Source organism: Aureimonas sp. Leaf427 (assembly GCF_001425485.1).
Taxonomy (GTDB): domain Bacteria; phylum Pseudomonadota; class Alphaproteobacteria; order Rhizobiales; family Rhizobiaceae; genus Plantimonas.
The window spans coordinates 39,214-56,255 of sequence record NZ_LMQW01000010.1 but is presented as its reverse complement, the minus strand read 5'-3'; the positions used below and the strand labels follow the sequence as shown (position 1 = coordinate 56,255).

Sequence of the window (17,042 nt, the reverse complement as noted above, 5' to 3'; positions counted from 1 at the left end):
CTGCCGCAGTCGTCGTGGCGCTCCCGTGGTGAACTTGGCCCATAGTGCCTCCTTCCACTCGTGAGTGAAGACTGCACCATCAAAGCCTGGGATCAAACAGCTAGATCGCCTCGCCCGCCAGCAGCCTCGGCTGCGGCCCGCGCGCTGTTCCGGCGGCCTGCGCGATGAACATATCCTTGACCGGCGGCATCCGGTCGACCAGCGACAGTCCGAAGGACCGCACGCCGCGCAGGAGCGCGCTGTCGTTGGAGAAGAGCCGGTTCAGAACGTCCGTCGTCACGCCCATCTGCACCGTGTCGAACCGGCGCCAGCGCTGATAGGTCTGGAGAACGTCGAGCGCGCCGATGTCCTGGCCGAGCCGCGCGGCCTCGACCACGGTCTCCGCCAGCGCCGCCGCGTCCTTGAAGCCGAGATTGAGGCCCTGGCCCGCGATCGGATGGATGCCGTGCGCGGCGTCTCCGGCGAGCGCCAGACGCGGCTTCACGAAATCGCGCGCGATCGTCAGGCCCAGCGGAAAGGCGCGTCGGCCGCCCTCCAGCGTCAGCGCGCCCAGCTTGTGGCCGAAACGCTGCTCCAGCTCCAGCTCGAACAGCATCTCGTCGGCCGCCATCAGCCGGTCCGCCTCGCGTTTGGGCTCCGTCCAGACGAGCGAGGAGCGGTTGCCCTTCAGCGGCAGTATGGCGAAGGGGCCGCCCGGCAGGAAATGCTCCTCGGCGCGTCCGCCATGCGGGCGCTCGTGCGCCACCGTCGCGACGATCCCCATCTGCCCGTAATCCTTGTGCACGGTGCGGATGCCGGCCATCTGGCGGATCGCGGACTTGACGCCGTCGCAGGCGACGAGGAGGCGCGCCTCCACCGTGTCGCCGCCTCCGAGCCGCACGCGCATCGCGCCGGGCAGCTCGTCGATCGCCGTCACGGCCGTGGACGGCCGGATCTCGATGCCGAGCGCCTCGGCCCGCTCGCGAAGGGCGCCATTCAGCACCGTGTTCGCCACCATATGTGCGAAAGGCTCCGAGCCCGCCCGTCCGCCGCCGCCGCCGCCGAAGGTCAGAAAGACCGGCCGCACGACGTCGGACGTTTTGGAATCCGTTACGATCATCTCCTCGATCGGCTGGGCCTCCGGCTCGATCGAAGGCCAGACGCCGAGGCGCAGGAGCATGCGGCTCGCCGCCGCCGCGATGGCGGAGGCGCGCTGGTCGCGGCGCCAGACGCCCTCCGGCGCGGCGTCCACGACGAGGATCGAGAGCGAGGGCGCGGCATCCTTGATCGCCACCGCCACGCTGAGGCCGACATAGCCCGCGCCCGCGACGAGAATGTCGATGCGCCGGCTGGCGTCTGCGGCATGATCGGGCATGGCTCGGTCTCCTCGGCGGGCCGGCGGCGCGTGGGGCGCCGGCGGATGCCGAGGAGATAGGCCCTTGCGGCCGGCCGGGCAACGTCTCGCCCGCACGGCCGAGCTTGCCGCATGAGCGACTTTCCTATGTGGTCGCGCCCGTCCGGTCCGACGCGGAGGTCCGGTCGGCGCATCCCGCGCGAAAAGGCCGCGGCGGCGATAGAGTGAGGTTCCTCATGGACGACAGCGTGGCCAAGCTTCTGGAGATCCTCGATCTCGAGCGCATCGAGGAGAACCTCTTCCGGGGCAGGAGCCCGGACACGAGCTGGCAGCGCGTCTTCGGCGGGCAGGTCGTGGCGCAGGCGCTCGTCGCCGCCCAGCGCACCGTGCCGGCCGACCGAGCCGTCCATTCGCTCCACGCCTACTTTCTCGTCGCGGGCGATCCGAAGGTGCCGATCGTCTACGAGGTCGACCGCATCCGCGACGGCGGCTCCTTCGCCACCCGCCGCGTCGTCGCCCTGCAGCACGGGCAGGCGATCTTCACCCTCTCGGCCTCCTTCCAGGTGAGCGAGGAGGGTCTCTCCCATCAGGTCGCCATGCCCGACGTGCCGCGGCCGGACCAGCTGCCCGGCGCGGCCGAGCTGCGCGAGACGATCCTCGCCAACGCGCCCGATGCGGTGAAGCGCTACTGGGACCGGCCGCGCCCGGTCGAGTTCCGCCCGATCGCCTTCGACCACTACCTAACCACCGACAAGCTGCCGCCGCGCCAGGAGATCTGGGTGCGCGTCGTCTCCGAGATCGGCGAAGACCCCGCGCTGAACGCGGCCGTGCTCGCCTATCTCTCCGACATGACGCTGCTCGACACCTCGCTCTTCGCCCACGGGCTCTCGGTCTTCGATCCGCGCATCCAGGCCGCGAGCCTCGATCACTCCATGTGGTTCCATCGCCCGGCCCGCGTCTCCGACTGGCTGCTCTACGAGCAGGACAGCCCGAGCTCCTCCGGCGCGCGCGGGCTGACGCGCGGTTCGCTCTTCGATCTCTCCGGCCGGCTCGTCGCCTCCGTCGCGCAGGAAGGCCTGATCCGACCGCGCCGCAGCAAAACGTGATCTAAAAAAGAGGCATGTGCCGCACATTTCGGCATTTGCCGGAGAATTGAGCGGGGCGGGACGCCTTCGAAAGACTCAATTCGCCCAAGGGCTGGCGGCATTGCGGCAAAATCTCGGCCTCTGCCCGCAATTGGCACAGAGCTTGAATAGGAGAGACCAGTCACCGCATCGGCATTCGGCCGGCGCGGAACCCTGGCTCGGCAGATCGGCGTCTTTTCGCCTCGCGCCGCTCTAAGATTCGAGGTGCACATGAAAATCGTGATGGCCATCATCAAGCCCTTCAAGCTGGACGAGGTTCGCGAAGCCCTGACGGCCGTCGGCATCCAGGGCCTGACCGTCACCGAGGTGAAGGGTTACGGCCGGCAGAAGGGCCACACCGAAATCTACCGCGGCACCGAATATGCCGTGAGCTTCCTGCCCAAGCTGAAGATCGAGGTCGCGGTGCCGGCCGATCTGGTCGACCGGGCGGTCGAGGCGATCACGCAGGCGGCCAAGACCGGCCAGATCGGCGACGGCAAGATCTTCGTCTTCGGCATCGATTCCGCCGTGCGCATCCGCACCGGCGAAGTCGACACGAACGCCCTTTAAAGAAAAGGACCCCTTCACGATGCGCTTCGGCAAAATTCTCACCTCTGCCGCGATCCTGGCGGGCCTCGCCGCCACCGCGGCCTTCGCACAGGAAGCCGTGCCCGGCGTCGCCGGCGCCGCGACGGACGTGGCTCCGGCCGCCCCGGCGGCCGCTGCCGCCGTTCCCAATCCCGGCAACACGACCTGGATGATGCTCTCCACCATCCTCGTCCTCTTCATGACGATCCCGGGCCTCGCCCTCTTCTACGGCGGCCTCGTGCGCGCCAAGAACATGCTCTCGGTCCTCATGCAGGTCACGATGATCGCCGCGATCGTCATGATCATCTGGGTCGTCTACGGCTATTCCTTCGCCTTCGGCGGCTCCACCAGCCCCTATTGGGGCGGCACCGCGAAGATGTTCCTGGCCGGCGTCACGCCGGACTCGGTCTCGGCGACCTTCTCCTCCGAGGTCATCCCGGAATACGTCTTCATCTGCTTCCAGATGACCTTCGCCGCGATCACCCCGGCCCTCATCGTCGGCGCCTTCGCCGAGCGCGTGAAGTTCTCGGCGGTCGTGCTCTTCTCGATCCTCTGGGTCACGCTCGTCTACTTCCCGATCGCGCACATGGTCTGGGATGCGAACGGCCTGATCTTCTCGGGCGCTCATGCGGGCGGCGTCGCGGCGCTGGACTTCGCCGGCGGCACGGTCGTGCACATCAATGCCGGCATCGCGGGCCTCGTCGGCTGCCTGATGATCGGCAAGCGGACCGGCCTCGGCCGTGACATGATGGCGCCCCACTCGATGACGCTGACCATGGTCGGCGCCGCGATCCTCTGGGTCGGCTGGTTCGGCTTCAACGCTGGCTCCAACCTCGAGGCCAATGGCGGCACCACGCTCGCCATGATCAACACGTTCACCGCGACCGCCGGCGCCATCGTCGCCTGGGCCCTCGTCGAGACCTTCGCCCGCGGCAAGGCGTCCGGCCTCGGTGCGGCCTCGGGTCTGGTCGCCGGCCTCGTCGCCGTCACCCCGGCCGCCGGCCTCATCGGCCCGGTCGCCGCCATCGCGCTCGGCGCGCTGGCCAGCATCGTCTGCTACTTCTTCGTCTCCGTCGTGAAGCCGAAGTTCGGCTACGACGACAGCCTGGACGTCTTCGGCATCCACGGCGTCGGCGGCATCATCGGCGCCATCGGCACGGGCGTGCTCACCAGCACCTCGTTCGGCGGCATCGGCTATGTCGAGGGCGTCACGATGGGCCCGCAGGTCTACTCGCAGATCATCGCGGTCCTCATCACGCTCGTCTGGGGCGGCGTCGTCTCGGCGATCCTCTACAAGATCGTCGATCTCGTCGTCGGCCTGCGCCCGACCGTGGAAGCCGAGCGCGAAGGCCTCGACATCTCCTACCACGGCGAAGCCGCCTACCACTCCTGATCGAGCCCTCCGGCGCCCCGGCGCCGGAGACGTCGGACGGGATTTTCAACCACGCAAACGGGGGACGGCGAGCGATCGCCGTCCCCCGTTTGCGTTCGAGGGGCCCCTTCGCGGAACCGGCGGAAAAGGCCGGGAGGCGAAAGACTTGGTTAGGGTTAAACGACCTTTAACCCGCGCGACTTACAGTCCGGCGGACGTCGACGTGCGGCGTGGGCCGGACGGGCGAAAGAGCAGGGCAGACACCATGGCTTCGACGACGATCGGAACGGACGGCGGCAGGCGGACGGACCCGCGCGGCGAAACGCGCGGCAAGGCGGGCGCCCCCGCGCCGGCGCCCGAGCAGACCTTTCTCTCCCGGCAGGCGCAGATCGGCGGCGCCGTCGGCCTGATCGGCCTCGCTGCCTGGCTCGGCCTCGCCTTCGCTTCCTGGACCGTCACCGATCCCTCGCTCAGCCAGTCCAACGGCAATACCGTCGCCAATCTCGGCGGCGCGGCCGGCGCGGTCGTGGCGGATCTCGCGATGCAGGTCTTCGGGCTCGGCGCGGCGCTGCTCGTCGCGCTTCCCGCCATCTGGGGCGGTCTTCTCGCCGCCGGGCGCCCGGTCGACCGGATCGGCCGGCGCGCCTGGTTCGCCGTCGCGGGCATCGTTCTGGCCTCGGGCGCCATCGGCTGCATCGCCGCCCCCGCCGGCTGGCCGCTGCCGATCGGCCTCGGCGGCGTCGCGGGCGACCTCGTCCTGAAGTTCCCCGCGCTCGCCACCGGCAGCTTTCCGGAGGGCTTCACCGCCCTCGTCCTCGGCGCCATGATCGCCCTGCCCGCCGCCTGGCTCTTCCTCTCCGGCGCCGCCATCCTCGATCGCGGCTCCGCGCCGATGCTTTCCAAGGATCGCGCCATGCCCGCCCAAGGCTCCGCGCAGACGAAATCCGGCGCCCGCTCGCAGCCGATGGTGGAGGACGAGGACGAGGAGCCCGGCGAGGGCCGTTTCGCGCTCCTCTTCGGCGCCGTCCAGCACGGCGTCTATTCCGTGCGGGCCGCCCTCGACCGCCACCGCGCGGCCAAGGCCGAAACGCGCCGCGAGCCCGGCGAGTTCGGCGACCGTTTCGACACCTGGAGCGAGGAGGACGAGGTCGCCGAGGTCGCGCCCCGTCCCCGCGAGACAGCCCAGCGCCAGATCCGCGTGACCGCGCCCTACGAGGCGCAGGGCTTCGTCGATCCGCTGGCCGAGAACGAGGACGAGATCGACGTCGGCCGCCCCCGCCGCGACCGCCCCGACACGTTCCGCTTCGACGCGACCGCGCGCCGCGCCGCGTCCATGAAGAACGACGAGGATGAGTTCGGCGATCGCACGCCCGCCGCCGGCCGGCCCTCCCGCGATACCGCCGCCTTCGACGAGCGCGGCCACGACGAGCCGCCCTATGACGATCGCGGCTACGACGAGCCGCCCTACGAGGACCCGCACGGCTTCGAGCGGCCCTTCGCCGACGACGACGAGATCGGCCCGGCCGAGCCGCTCGATCCCGCGCGCGCGCCGGCCGAGGAGGCCGCGGGCGGCTGGCGCGGCCTTGCCGCCAACATCGTCGCCTTCCCCGGCAAGAAGCGCGGCAAGAGCGAGGCGGCCGAGACCCCGCGCTCCGCGCCCGCCGCCCGGGTCGAGCCGCGCGCCGACACGCGGCCGGCAGCCCGCGCCCCCGAACGTAGCGCCGCCCAAACCCGCGTCGGCGAGGCCCGCGTCGTCGCGGCCGCGCAGCCCACGGCGCCCGGCCGCGCCGCTCGCGGCTCCGCCGCCGCGCCGTCGCGCGCCCTCGGCCCCGTGCCCTTCGAGTTGCCGCCCGTCGAGCTCCTGTCGCCTCCGAAGCCTCGGGCGAAGGACTCCATGCTGTCGCCCGAGATTCTTCAGGAGAACGCGCGGCTCCTGGAAGGCGTGCTCGACGATTTCGGCGTGAAGGGCGAGATCATCGAAGTCCGCCCCGGACCCGTCGTCACGCTCTACGAGCTGGAGCCGGCGCCCGGCATCAAGTCCTCGCGCGTCATCGGCCTTGCCGACGACATCGCCCGCTCGATGTCGGCGATCGCCGCCCGCGTCGCCGTCATTCCCGGGAAGAACGCGATCGGCATCGAGCTGCCGAACCAGCGCCGCGAGACCGTCTACTTCCGCGAGATGATCGCCTCCGACGCCTTCACGCAGAACAAGAGCAAGCTGGCGCTCGCGCTCGGCAAGACGATCGGCGGCGAGCCCGTCATCGCCGATCTCGCCAAGATGCCGCATCTTCTCGTCGCCGGCACGACCGGCTCGGGCAAGTCGGTCTCGATCAACACGATGATCCTCTCGCTCCTCTTCCGCATGACGCCGGCCGAATGCCGGATGATCATGATCGATCCGAAGATGCTGGAGCTCTCGATCTACGACGGCATCCCGCACCTTCTCTCCCCCGTCGTCACCGATCCGAAGAAGGCCGTCGTCGCGCTGAAATGGACGGTCCGCGAGATGGAGGACCGCTATCGCAAGATGTCGAAGGTGGGCGTACGCAACATCGACGGCTTCAACGCCCGCGTCGCCAGCGCCATCGAGAAGGGCGAGTCGATCTCGCGCACCGTGCAGACCGGCTTCGACCGCGAGACCGGCGAGCCGATCTTCGAGTCCGAGGAGTTCGACCTCGCCCCGCTCCCCTACATCGTCGTCATCATCGACGAGATGGCCGACCTCATGATGGTCGCGGGCAAGGAGATCGAAGGCACGGTCCAGCGCCTCGCCCAGATGGCGCGCGCCGCCGGCATCCACGTCGTCATGGCCACCCAGCGTCCGTCGGTCGACGTCATCACCGGCACGATCAAGGCGAACTTCCCGACCCGCATCTCCTTCCAGGTGACGTCGAAGATCGACAGCCGCACCATTCTCCAGGAGCAGGGCGCCGAGCAGCTGCTCGGCATGGGCGACATGCTCTTCATGGCCGGCGGCGGGCGCATCCAGCGCGTCCACGGCCCCTTCGTCGACGATTCCGAGGTCGAGGAGATCGTGAAGCACCTGAAGGCGCAGGGCACGCCCGACTATCTCGACGCGATCCTGGAAGAAGAGGACGAGGAGGGCAGCTCCGCCCCGGCGGGCAAGGGCGGGGCCGCCGCCTCCGGCGGCGACGACCTCTCCGGCATGGAGGAATCGGCCGATCTCTACGACCAGGCGGTCGCGGTCGTCCTTCGCGACGGCAAGGCCTCCACCTCCTACGTCCAGCGCCGCCTGCAGATCGGCTACAACCGAGCGGCCTCGATCATCGAGCGCATGGAGAAGGAGGGCATCGTCGGCCCCGCCAACCATGCGGGCAAGCGCGAGATCCTCGTGCCGCTGGAGGAAGAGCGGGCCTGATCCCGCGCGATCACGAAGGCCGGCGCCCCATTGCCGACAAACCGGGACGTCACGATGTGATACCGAGGGCCATTGATCATGACCCCTCGGTATTCCGTTCGCGGATGTCCCGAGCCTCGGAGGCATTTGGGACATTCGCGATTCTGCAACGGCCGGATGCGTCAGCATCTTCGGATGTTGGCATGAAACGAGACAGGCGGCCGGACAGCCCGGCCGCACACGACGGGCAGCGCCCGCCCAGGATGGCCCGCCGCCCGCGAGCGGACCATCGCGTCATTTCAAGAGGACCTTCATGACCGCCACCGCCGGCCGTTCCGCCCGCAGCCTTCAGATCCTCCGCCGCGCGCTTCTCGGCGCGGCGCTGGCCATGCCCCTCGCGGCGTCCGTTGCCGGCCTCGCGTCGACGCCCGCCAGCGCCCAGGCCAGCAACAAGGCGCGCGAGATCGCGGCGCATTTCTCCGACATCAAGACGATGACCGGAAACTTCATCCAGTTCGATCCGAACGGGAAGACGACGGAGGGCAAGTTCTACATCGAGCGGCCCGGCAACATCCGCTTCGACTATTCCGGCACGCCGCTGCGCGTCATCGCCGACGGCGATCAGGTCGCGATCAACAACCGCAAGCTCAACACCTGGGACCTCTACCCCCTGTCGAAGACGCCGCTGAAGCTCCTGCTCGGCGAGCGGATCGACCTTTCCTCCGCCAACATCCGCTCGGTGAAGGAGGAGCCCGACGTCACCACGATCGTGATGGGCGACAAGTCGGTCTTCGGCAATTCCGAGATCACCATGCTTTTCGACACCGCGAGCTTCGATCTGCGCCAATGGACGATCAAGGACAATGACGGCCGCGACACGACGGTGATCGTGGACGGCCTGCGCGCCGGCGTCGCCTTCGACCAGAGCATGTTCAAGATCCCTTACACCGCGATCTCGCTCGGCCAGACCGGCAAGAAATAGGCGTCGACCTTCCGAAGAGCCCAAGCTCGAAACGAGGGGACGACCGGCGTCGCCGTCCCTCGCGGCGCCGGCCTTGCTTGCGCCGGCGGGGAGGCGCTCGCATAAGGGCGGCGTCTCTCTTCGCTTCGCCCGCCGGATGCCCCCATGCCCTTCACCGTCGCCACCTGGAACATCAACTCGGTGCGCCTGCGCCTGCCGATCGTGGAGAGCTTCCTGCGCGACCACGCGCCGGACGTTCTCTGCCTGCAGGAAACCAAGTGCCCGAACGATCTCTTCCCGGGCGAAGCGCTGCGCGCTCTCGGCTACGGGCATCAGGCGGTCCACGGGCAGAAGGGCTATCACGGCGTCGCCATCCTCTCGCGCCATCCCTTCGAGGACGAGGAGATGCGCGACTTCGGCAATGTCGGCCATGCCCGCCACCAGTCGGTCCGGCTCCATGTCGGCGAGCGGCGCATTCGGCTGCACAATTTCTACGTCCCGGCCGGCGGCGACGAGCCCGACCGCGCGATCAACCCGAAATTCGCGCACAAGCTCGACTTCATCGAGGAGCTGCGCGGCGTGCTCGCGGCGGCCGAGCCGGGCGTTTCCGCCATCCTCGTCGGCGATCTCAACATCGCGCCGCTGGAATCCGACGTCTGGTCGCACAAGCAGCTTCTGAAGATCGTCTCCCACACGCCGGTCGAGACCGAAGGCCTCGTCCGCGCGATGACCGACGGCGGCTGGGCCGATCTCATGCGCGCGCAGATCGGCGACACCGAGAAGCTTTACACCTGGTGGAGCTACCGGGCGAAGGACTGGCGCGCCGCCGACAAGGGCCGCCGCCTCGACCACGTCTGGGGCTCCCCCGACCTCCTGCCCCACTTGGCCGGCCTCAAGGTCCTGAAGGACGCCCGCGACTGGGACCGCCCCTCCGACCACGTCCCGGTCCTCGTGACGCTGGATTTCTGAGGGCCGTCCAAGCTTCGGCTTACCGTCGGACCGACGGAAACATCCGGACCGGAGCCGATACGAATCCGGCTCACCGGACCATAAGCCAGCTCAGTTAAACGATGGGCTCGCCCCCCGATAGGCGCGATACCACGCCGCGAACTTCGGCAGGCCCTCGTCGAGCGAGGTCTTCGGGTCGAAACCGAGATCGCGGCGGCTGGCGGAGATGTCGGCGGCCGTTTCCACGACGTCGCCCGGCTGCATGGGCAGGTAGGTCTTCTCGGCCGTTGCGCCGAAGGCCCGTTCCAGAACCTCGATGAAGCGGCCGAGAGGCTCGGTGCGGTTGTTGCCGAGATTGTAGAGGCGGAAGGGAACGGCGCCCGGCTCCACCACCGGCGGCCAGTCGAGCGCGGCGATCACGCCGGCCACGATGTCGTCGATATAGGTGAAGTCCCGCCGCATCTTCCCTTGGTTGAAGACCTGGATCGGCCGTCCGTCGAGAATGGCGTCGGCGAAGAGGATCGGCGCCATGTCCGGCCGGCCCCAGGGGCCGTAGACCGTGAAGAAGCGCAGGCCCGTCGTCGGGATCGCGTAGAGATGGCTGTAGGTGTGGGCGATCATCTCGCCGGCCTTCTTCGTCGCGGCATAGAGCGAGACGGGCTGGTCCGCCCGGTGCTCTTCGGAGAAGGGCGTCTGCGCGTTCAGCCCATAGACCGAGGAGGACGAGGCGTAGACGAAGTGCTTCAGCCCGGCCGCCCCGCGCGCGGCCTCCAGCATCACGACCTGCCCCATCACGTTGGCCTCGACATAGGCATAGGGGTTTTCCAGCGAGTAGCGCACGCCCGCCTGCGCCGCGAGATGGACGATGCCCGTCACCTCCCCGGCCTCGGCGAAGGCCTCCGCCACCGCCGCCCGGTCCGCGATGTCGCAGCGGCGGAAGGTGAAGCCCGGCCGATCCACGAGACGCGCCAGCCGCGCCTCCTTGAGGCGCACGTCGTAATAGGCGTTGAGATTGTCGATGCCGAGGACGCGCTCGCCGCGCGCCAGAAGAGCCTCCGCGACGTGATAGCCGATGAAGCCGGCGGCTCCGGTCACGAGGATCGTCATGCGCTCATGTCCTTGGGCTTTGCGAAGGGCCCGCTCAGGCCGGGTCGCCGAACCGGTTCTCCAGCGCCAGGATGTCGTCCGTCATCCGGGCGAGGTCCTCGGCGAACTTGCAGTGGAGGGCGAAGGCGATCTCGGGATATTCCTCGAGCATGCGCCGGAAGAGCGTGCGGGTGATGCGGATGACGTCGCAATCGGTCTCGGCGGTCGCCGTCGCCGGGCGGCGCGTGTCGGTGAGGAGCGCGATCTCGCCGAGCAGGGCGCCCTGCCCGACGCGCGCGACCTCCTTCTCGTGCCCCGACCGGCCCGCGACGAGCACGACGCTGCCCTGCACGAGGACGAATCCGGCATCGGCCCGCGCGCCCTCGCGAAACAGGATCTCGCCCGCGCGCAGGCGCCGATGTTCGGCCCCGAAGGCGAGCAGGCGCAGTTGATCGCCGGACAGGCCGGAGAGGAGCGGAATCTCCGCCAGAACCGCGATGTCGCTTTCAAGGCTCATCGCGAAAAGCCCAGCTCCCTTGGCGGCCCCCTGGGCCGGTCACACGTCCGTGACGCCAGCTATAGCGGCGCAGGCGGACGGAGAAAACCGGGCATGCCCCCTTTTCCCCGCAACGGATACCGAGGCGTGCGCAATAGTACGAAATCCTCCGCCCGCGGAATGACGAGGACCGGGCAATGCACGCGCCCGGCGGTCGAAAAGCGTGTCAGGGCACGAGCTTGTACCCGCCTGATTCGGTGACGATCAGCCGGGCGTTGGACGGGTCCGGCTCGATCTTCTGGCGCAGGCGGTAGACATGGGTTTCCAGCGTGTGCGTCGTCACGCCCGAATTGTAGCCCCAGACCTCCTCCAGAAGCACGTCGCGGGTGATGACCTTGCGGTCCGCCCTGTAGAGATAGCGGATGATCGCCGTCTCCTTCTCGGTCAGCCGGATCTTGGCCCCGCGATCGTCGAGCAGGATCTTCTGGCTCGGCTTGAAGATATAGGGGCCGACCTGGAAGGTCGCGTCCTCGCTCTGCTCGTGCTGGCGCAGCTGCGCGCGGATGCGCGCGAGCAGCACGGCGAAGCGGAAGGGCTTCACGACGTAGTCGTTCGCCCCCGCCTCGAGGCCGAGAATCGTGTCGGCATCGGTGTCCTGGCCGGTCAGGATGATGATCGGGGCCTTGAAGCCGGACTTGCGCAGGATCTTCACGCCCTCGCGCCCGTCCATGTCGGGCAGGCCGACATCCATGACGACGAGATCGATCAGCCCGGCGCGGGCCGCCGCGATCCCCTTCGTCGCCGTCGGCTCCTGGAACACGGTGAACTCCTCGTGCAGCGAGAGCTGCTCGGCAAGGGTCTGCCGGAGATCGACGTCGTCATCGACGATGAGGATGCTGCGTGCGCTCATGGCTCGGCTTTCCTGGGCCCTGCGAGCGTGGTTCTAAGGCCTCGCGCGGGAAGGGCGTGTAACAATTCGTGACTCAAGATAGGTCCGATTTCGTGTCCGTCATGCCCCAGGTCAACCTCCGCGTCGGGAATCCTCGTGCCGAACGTCCAGATCATCGTCCGCCGCTCGCCGCGCGACCCTCGCAAGGGCCTTCTCCAGGCCGGCTCCTTGCGCTTTCCTTGCGCGCTCGGGCGATCGGGCACCAGCATCTTCAAGCGGGAGGGCGACGGCGCGACGCCGGTCGCCTCGATGCGGCTGCTCTTCGCCTACCAGCCCGCCCGGCGCATCGCGGGCCTCGTCCTGCCGCTTCCCGTCCGCCGCCCGCGGGCCGATCTCGGCTGGTGCGACGCGCCGGGCCACGCCGCCTACAACCGGCCCGTCCGCCTGCCCTTCGCCGCCAGCCACGAGACCCTCTGCCGGTCGGACCGGCTCTACGACGCCGTCGTGGTTCTCGACTGGAACGTCTCGTCGCGGGCCCGCGGCAAGGGCAGCGCGATCTTCCTGCATGTCGCCAAGCCCGGCTACGCCCCGACCGAGGGCTGCGTCGCGGTCTCGGCCCGCGACTTCCGCCGTCTGGCGCCGTACCTCGCAGCGTCGTCTCGCCTCACCGTTCTGCGCTGAACGCCCGGAACGGGCACCTTCCTCCGTCCGTTGGGGGAGCATGCCTGGAGCGGTTCCAAAGAACGGCCGCCCGAGACAGGACCGCGCAAGACAGGGCCGCCCGAGACGGGGCCGCAGGAGAACCGCCATGGACCGCAGCTCATCCGAACCGCCCGTCACGGTCGAGCCCTACGACCACCCGAGCGGCGGCTGGGGCTCGCTGAAATCGGTGACGGAGAAGACCCTCGCCGAGGGGCTCGCCGTCAACACGATGCTGCAGATGATGACCAAGCAGAACAAGCCGGACGGCTTTGCCTGCGTCTCCTGCTCCTGGGCCAAGCCGGCGAAGTCGCATATCGCGGAATTCTGCGAGAACGGTGCGAAGGCCACCGTCTGGGAGGTGACGAAGAAGCGCTGCGACCGCGCCTTCTTCGCCCGGCACAGACTGAGCGAGCTGCGCACCTGGAACGACCACGACCTCGAGAAGGAAGGGCGACTAACGACGCCCCTGCGCTACGACCGCACGCTCGACCAGTATGTTCCCGTGTCCTGGGCCGATGCCTTCGCCGAGATCGGCCGCGAGCTGAACGCGCTCGATCCCAAAAGCGTCGTCTTCTACACGTCCGGCCGCGCCTCGCTCGAAACCTCGCATATGTGGCAGCTCTACGCGCGGATCTACGGCTCGCAGAACCTCCCCGACAGTTCCAACATGTGCCACGAGCCGACCTCCGTCGGCCTCAAGAAGTCGATCGGCTCGCCCGTCGGCACCGTGCAGATCGAAGACTACGACGCCTGCGACATGATGTTCTTCTTCGGCCACAACACCGGGACGAACGCGCCGCGCCTGCTCCACCAGGTCCACGACGCGCGGCTGCGCGGCGTGCCGGTCGTGACCTTCAATCCCATCCAGGAGCGCGGCCTCGTGCGCTTCAAGGACCCGCAGTCGCCGACCGAGATGATCTCGCCCGACGAGGGCGTGAAGATGTCGAGCGACTATTTCCAGGTGAAGGTCGGCGGCGATCTCGCGGCCATGACCGGCATCGCCAAGGCCGTCTTCGCGCTGGACGACGCAGCGCGCGAGGCCGGAAAGGCGCGCGTCCTCGACGTCGCCTTCATCGAAGAGCATGGCCACGGGTTCGAGGCGTTCGAAGCCTTCGTGCGCGCCCATGACTGGAGCGAGATCGAGCGCTGCTCGGGCCTGTCGCGCATCGATCTCGAAGGCGTCGGGCGCACCTATGCGCGGGCGAAGGCCGTCATCGCCAATTACGGCATGGGCCTCACCCAGCACCGGCACGGCACGCAGAACGTCCAGATGCTCTGCAATCTCCTCCTCATGCGCGGCAATATCGGCCGTCCCGGCGCCGGCATCTCGCCGATCCGCGGCCATTCCAACGTGCAGGGGCAGCGCACCGTCGGCATCACGGAAAAGCCGGAGCTGGCGCCCCTCGACACATTCGCCGAGTTCTACGGCTTCGAGCCGCCGCGCGAGAAGGGTCTCGACACGGTCGAGGCCTGCGAGGGCATTCTCGACGGCTCGGTGAAGGCCTTTCTGGCGCTCGGCGGCAATTTCGTGCGCGCCATCCCGGAAACGGATCTGATGGAGGCGGCCTGGACGAAGCTCCGTCTCTCCGTGCAGATCGCGACGAAGCTCAACCGCAACCATCTCCTGCCTGCGGAGGTGACCTACCTCCTGCCCTGCCTCGGCCGCATCGAGGAGGACGTGCAGGCGACCGGCAAGCAGCACGTCTCGATCGAGGATTCCACCGCCTGCATCCACGGGTCCATCGGCTGGCGCCCGCCCGCGAGCCCGGAGCTTCTCTCCGAGCCCAAGATCGTCGCGGAACTGGCCAAGGCCACCGTCCCCGGCCGCTCCACCGTGCCCTGGGACGAATGGGTCGGCGACTATTCCAAGGTGCGCGACGCAATCGAGCGGACCTATCCGCAATATTTCAAGGACTTCAACCAGCGCTTCCTGCAGCCCGGCGGCTTCCACCGCGACCTGCCCGCCTGCCGCCGCGAATGGGAGACCGAGACGAAGAAGGCCGGCTTCTTCACCCCGACCGGCTTCGACGTGAACCCCGATATCGAGGTCGACGGCAAGACGATCCTGACGCTCATCACCATCCGCTCGAACGACCAGTTCAACACGACGATCTACGGCTACGACGACCGCCTGCGCGGCATATCCGGCTCCCGGCGCGTGGTCCTGATGAACGAGGGCGACATGCGGCGTCTCGGCTTCGTCGATCAGGAACTGGTCGACATCCGCACCCATGCCGACGACGAGATCGACCGCCGCGTCGAGGGCTTCCGCGTCCATGCCTACAGCCTGCCGGCGGGCGCCGTCGCCGGCTACTACCCCGAACTGAACCCGCTCATGCCCCTCTGGCACCACGACAAGGAGGCCCACACCCCCGCCGCCAAGTCGATCCCCGTCGAAATCCTGAAGCGCATGGCGGCCTGAGCTGCTTTACCGGGAGCGGAGGGCGGCGGCCCCTCGGCAGGCTCGGGAGAGACGGGGGCTTGGCGCGACATCCGGCATATGTCGGCGCCAACTGCCCCCTCATCGCCCTGCCGGGCACTTCTCCCCACGAGGGGGAGAAGAACTTTATCCTGAAACGCGGCCGCCGAGCTGCTTCTTCTCCCCTCCGGGGAGAAGGTCGCGGCAGCGGGATGAGGGGTCCTTAGTGCAAAGCCCGCCAACCGAAGCGCCGGCGCCCTTCATCGCCCTGCCGGCCACGTCTCCCCACGGTGGGGAAGAACCTTATCCGGAATCGCCCCTACGCCCCGCCCTGCCATGCCTTCACCGCGTCGAGCGGCCAGACCAGCATCAGGACGTTCAGGGTCAAGTTGTCCCGGATCATCCACCCCGTGAAGAGCTCGAAGCCAACCGCGATGGCGATGGTGAGCCAGATCGGCAGGCGCGCGGCGAGGAAGAAGCCGAGCACCATGAAAAGGATGTCGCTGACGGAGTTAATGACGCTGTCGCCGTAATAGTCGAGCGCGATCGTCGCCTCGCGGTAGCGCTGGATCACCATGTCCGTGTTCTCCACGATCTCCCAGGCCGCCTCCACGACGATGGCGACGCAGAGCCGGAGGCCCATCGGCTGGCGGCGCATGAGGAACCATGTCGCGAAGAAGAACAGGAAGCCGTGGATGAGGTGGGAGGGCGAGTACCAGTCGGAGAGGTGCTGCGAGTTCTCCGAACTGACGACCACGCCGTGCCAGAGCTTGACCGTCCCGCAGGTGCAGATCGGCACGCGCCCCATGGCGAGGAGAATGCCCGCCGTCCCCGCGACGAGGGCGATCGCGAGGGCGATGTGCCAGCGTGCGATGCGGGTGCCTGGACCCGAACGTTTCGGACCCGTCGAAACAGGCGCTGCAGCGCTCATGGAGCCTCCCATGGATTAAGGATCGAGAGGCCCAGACCCTGAAAGTCGAGAACGTTTCTCGTGACGAGGATATGACCGCGGGCGAGCGCCGTCGCGGCGATCAGCGCATCGTTGTAGGGCCGGCGATCGGGAACGTGCAGCTCGGCACATCGCAAGGCGATGTCGGAATCGATCTCAATGATGCGCCCGTCGGCGAAATCGGCCCTGACGGCCAGGACCCAGCGGTCGAGCAAAGAGCCCTGAGGCGCGTCGTGTCGCCCCTTGGACAGGACACCCATCTTCAGCTCCATGAGCGTGACGACGGAGATGAAGCATTGCGATCGATCGAGAGCCTGGAGCCTCTCGCGAAGGCCTTTGTCCATCCGATCCGGACGCCGAAGCGCCGAGAGGACGTTGGTGTCGAGCAGGAACCCCATCAGTCCGTATCGAAATCGACGAACTTCGACTCAGGATAGTCCGAACGCTCGATCTCGAACTCGAAATCCGCCTCGGGACTGGGATCGGCGATGATGTCGAGCAGGGTTTTGCGCTTTCCCGCCATCGACGTGTAGTCCGCATGCGTCATCAGGACGAAGGCCGGCTCGCCGCGATCGGTGACGATCACGGGCCCCTCCCGCGCCGCGCGCTTGGCGCCGGCGACATCCTGGTTGAAGTCCCGGGACGAATAGATCCGGCTGACGACACCCATGGCGACCTCCTCATGTAGCATCAACGATGGAAACAATACTACACGCCGCGGCCGAGGAAAATCTAGAAGTATCATCCGGTGAGGCCTCGGCTCGAAAGCGCCCTCTCAACCCTTCGTTAACCACGTTTCTTTACCTCTCGTTGAGCC

At 68.1% G+C, this 17,042-nt stretch carries 15 protein-coding genes; 8 read left to right on the top strand and 7 right to left on the bottom strand.

All coding sequences use genetic code 11. The features are described 5' to 3' along the window. Positions 1-100 precede the first annotated feature (100 nt). A complete protein-coding gene (locus ASG62_RS07940; protein ID WP_056699491.1) occupies positions 101-1,354 on the bottom strand; it encodes a ubiquinone biosynthesis hydroxylase in 1,254 nt (417 codons plus the stop codon). A 215-nt stretch (positions 1,355-1,569) separates the two neighbouring features. Between ASG62_RS07940 and tesB the strand changes: the two genes are divergently transcribed. The 6 genes from tesB (at position 1,570) to ASG62_RS07910 (ending at position 9,705) form a co-directional block, all read left to right on the top strand. After that, positions 1,570-2,439 carry an acyl-CoA thioesterase II gene (tesB, locus tag ASG62_RS07935; RefSeq protein ID WP_056699488.1) on the top strand — a complete coding sequence of 290 codons (870 nt, stop codon included), beginning with the start codon at positions 1,570-1,572 and terminating at the stop codon, positions 2,437-2,439. A 249-nt stretch (positions 2,440-2,688) separates the two neighbouring features. Next, complete coding sequence (locus ASG62_RS07930) at positions 2,689-3,027, top strand: P-II family nitrogen regulator (protein WP_056699486.1); 339 nt, start codon at positions 2,689-2,691, stop codon at positions 3,025-3,027. Positions 3,028-3,046: 19 nt separating this feature from the next. Next, complete coding sequence (locus tag ASG62_RS07925; protein WP_082537499.1) at positions 3,047-4,438, top strand: ammonium transporter; 1,392 nt, start codon at positions 3,047-3,049, stop codon at positions 4,436-4,438. A 244-nt stretch (positions 4,439-4,682) separates the two neighbouring features. Continuing rightward, a complete protein-coding gene (locus tag ASG62_RS07920) occupies positions 4,683-7,796 on the top strand; it encodes a DNA translocase FtsK (protein ID WP_082537498.1) in 3,114 nt (1,037 codons plus the stop codon). Between the two features lie 292 nt (positions 7,797-8,088). After that, positions 8,089-8,757, top strand: a complete 669-nt coding sequence (locus ASG62_RS07915) for an outer-membrane lipoprotein carrier protein LolA (RefSeq protein ID WP_056699483.1) — start codon at positions 8,089-8,091, stop codon at positions 8,755-8,757. Positions 8,758-8,901: 144 nt separating this feature from the next. Further along, the gene (locus ASG62_RS07910; RefSeq protein WP_056699481.1) at positions 8,902-9,705 is read left to right on the top strand and encodes an exodeoxyribonuclease III; all 804 of its coding nucleotides are present in this window, start codon (positions 8,902-8,904) and stop codon (positions 9,703-9,705) included. Positions 9,706-9,795: 90 nt separating this feature from the next. Here the strand turns inward: ASG62_RS07910 and ASG62_RS07905 are convergent, their stop codons facing one another. From ASG62_RS07905 to ASG62_RS07895, 3 genes are all read right to left on the bottom strand, one after another. Next, positions 9,796-10,791: an SDR family NAD(P)-dependent oxidoreductase gene (locus tag ASG62_RS07905; protein ID WP_056699478.1), complete on the bottom strand. Its 996-nt coding sequence runs from the start codon at positions 10,789-10,791 to the stop codon at positions 9,796-9,798. 34 nt (positions 10,792-10,825) lie between these two features. Further along, positions 10,826-11,287 carry a cyclic nucleotide-binding domain-containing protein gene (locus tag ASG62_RS07900; RefSeq protein WP_056699476.1) on the bottom strand — a complete coding sequence of 154 codons (462 nt, stop codon included), beginning with the start codon at positions 11,285-11,287 and terminating at the stop codon, positions 10,826-10,828. A gap of 205 nt (positions 11,288-11,492) precedes the next feature. After that, on the bottom strand, positions 11,493-12,176 hold the full coding sequence (locus tag ASG62_RS07895; RefSeq protein WP_056699473.1) for a response regulator transcription factor: 684 nt from the start codon (positions 12,174-12,176) through the stop codon (positions 11,493-11,495). A 135-nt stretch (positions 12,177-12,311) separates the two neighbouring features. On the opposite strand from ASG62_RS07895, the gene ASG62_RS07890 reads away from it, so the two are divergent. Together ASG62_RS07890 and ASG62_RS07885 are read left to right on the top strand one after the other, a co-directional pair. Then, complete coding sequence (locus tag ASG62_RS07890; RefSeq protein WP_082537497.1) at positions 12,312-12,836, top strand: L,D-transpeptidase family protein; 525 nt, start codon at positions 12,312-12,314, stop codon at positions 12,834-12,836. 127 nt (positions 12,837-12,963) lie between these two features. Then, positions 12,964-15,279 carry an FdhF/YdeP family oxidoreductase gene (locus ASG62_RS07885; RefSeq protein ID WP_056699467.1) on the top strand — a complete coding sequence of 772 codons (2,316 nt, stop codon included), beginning with the start codon at positions 12,964-12,966 and terminating at the stop codon, positions 15,277-15,279. Positions 15,280-15,595: 316 nt separating this feature from the next. Here ASG62_RS07885 and ASG62_RS07880 read toward each other — a convergent pair whose 3' ends face one another. The 3 genes from ASG62_RS07880 to ASG62_RS07870 are packed head-to-tail and all read right to left on the bottom strand — an operon-like array spanning position 15,596 to position 16,895. Continuing rightward, positions 15,596-16,207 carry a DUF2585 domain-containing protein gene (locus tag ASG62_RS07880; protein ID WP_056699516.1) on the bottom strand — a complete coding sequence of 204 codons (612 nt, stop codon included), beginning with the start codon at positions 16,205-16,207 and terminating at the stop codon, positions 15,596-15,598. Then, complete coding sequence (locus ASG62_RS07875) at positions 16,204-16,623, bottom strand: type II toxin-antitoxin system VapC family toxin (protein WP_056699464.1); 420 nt, start codon at positions 16,621-16,623, stop codon at positions 16,204-16,206. Before ASG62_RS07875 ends, ASG62_RS07880 begins: the two co-directional genes overlap by 4 nt. After that, positions 16,623-16,895 (bottom strand): type II toxin-antitoxin system prevent-host-death family antitoxin, encoded by a 273-nt coding sequence (locus tag ASG62_RS07870; protein ID WP_056699461.1) that lies wholly within the window; start codon positions 16,893-16,895, stop codon positions 16,623-16,625. The genes ASG62_RS07875 and ASG62_RS07870 overlap by 1 nt, the downstream gene beginning before the upstream one ends. Between the last annotated feature and the right edge of the window lie 147 nt (positions 16,896-17,042).

What these genes read in the sequence shown, in the direction of transcription:
- ASG62_RS07870 (WP_056699461.1), bottom strand. Translation starts at nt 16,895, where the DNA reads ATGGGTGTCGTCAGCCGGATCTATTCGTCCCGGGACTTCAACCAGGAT.
- ASG62_RS07925 (WP_082537499.1), top strand. Translation starts at nt 3,047, where the DNA reads ATGCGCTTCGGCAAAATTCTCACCTCTGCCGCGATCCTGGCGGGCCTC.
- ASG62_RS07920 (WP_082537498.1), top strand. Translation starts at nt 4,683, where the DNA reads ATGGCTTCGACGACGATCGGAACGGACGGCGGCAGGCGGACGGACCCG.
- ASG62_RS07885 (WP_056699467.1), top strand. Translation starts at nt 12,964, where the DNA reads ATGGACCGCAGCTCATCCGAACCGCCCGTCACGGTCGAGCCCTACGAC.
- ASG62_RS07915 (WP_056699483.1), top strand. Translation starts at nt 8,089, where the DNA reads ATGACCGCCACCGCCGGCCGTTCCGCCCGCAGCCTTCAGATCCTCCGC.
- tesB (WP_056699488.1), top strand. Translation starts at nt 1,570, where the DNA reads ATGGACGACAGCGTGGCCAAGCTTCTGGAGATCCTCGATCTCGAGCGC.
- ASG62_RS07905 (WP_056699478.1), bottom strand. Translation starts at nt 10,791, where the DNA reads ATGACGATCCTCGTGACCGGAGCCGCCGGCTTCATCGGCTATCACGTC.
- ASG62_RS07910 (WP_056699481.1), top strand. Translation starts at nt 8,902, where the DNA reads ATGCCCTTCACCGTCGCCACCTGGAACATCAACTCGGTGCGCCTGCGC.
- ASG62_RS07875 (WP_056699464.1), bottom strand. Translation starts at nt 16,623, where the DNA reads ATGGGGTTCCTGCTCGACACCAACGTCCTCTCGGCGCTTCGGCGTCCG.
- ASG62_RS07940 (WP_056699491.1), bottom strand. Translation starts at nt 1,354, where the DNA reads ATGCCCGATCATGCCGCAGACGCCAGCCGGCGCATCGACATTCTCGTC.
- ASG62_RS07900 (WP_056699476.1), bottom strand. Translation starts at nt 11,287, where the DNA reads ATGAGCCTTGAAAGCGACATCGCGGTTCTGGCGGAGATTCCGCTCCTC.
- ASG62_RS07880 (WP_056699516.1), bottom strand. Translation starts at nt 16,207, where the DNA reads ATGAGCGCTGCAGCGCCTGTTTCGACGGGTCCGAAACGTTCGGGTCCA.
- ASG62_RS07895 (WP_056699473.1), bottom strand. Translation starts at nt 12,176, where the DNA reads ATGAGCGCACGCAGCATCCTCATCGTCGATGACGACGTCGATCTCCGG.
- ASG62_RS07930 (WP_056699486.1), top strand. Translation starts at nt 2,689, where the DNA reads ATGAAAATCGTGATGGCCATCATCAAGCCCTTCAAGCTGGACGAGGTT.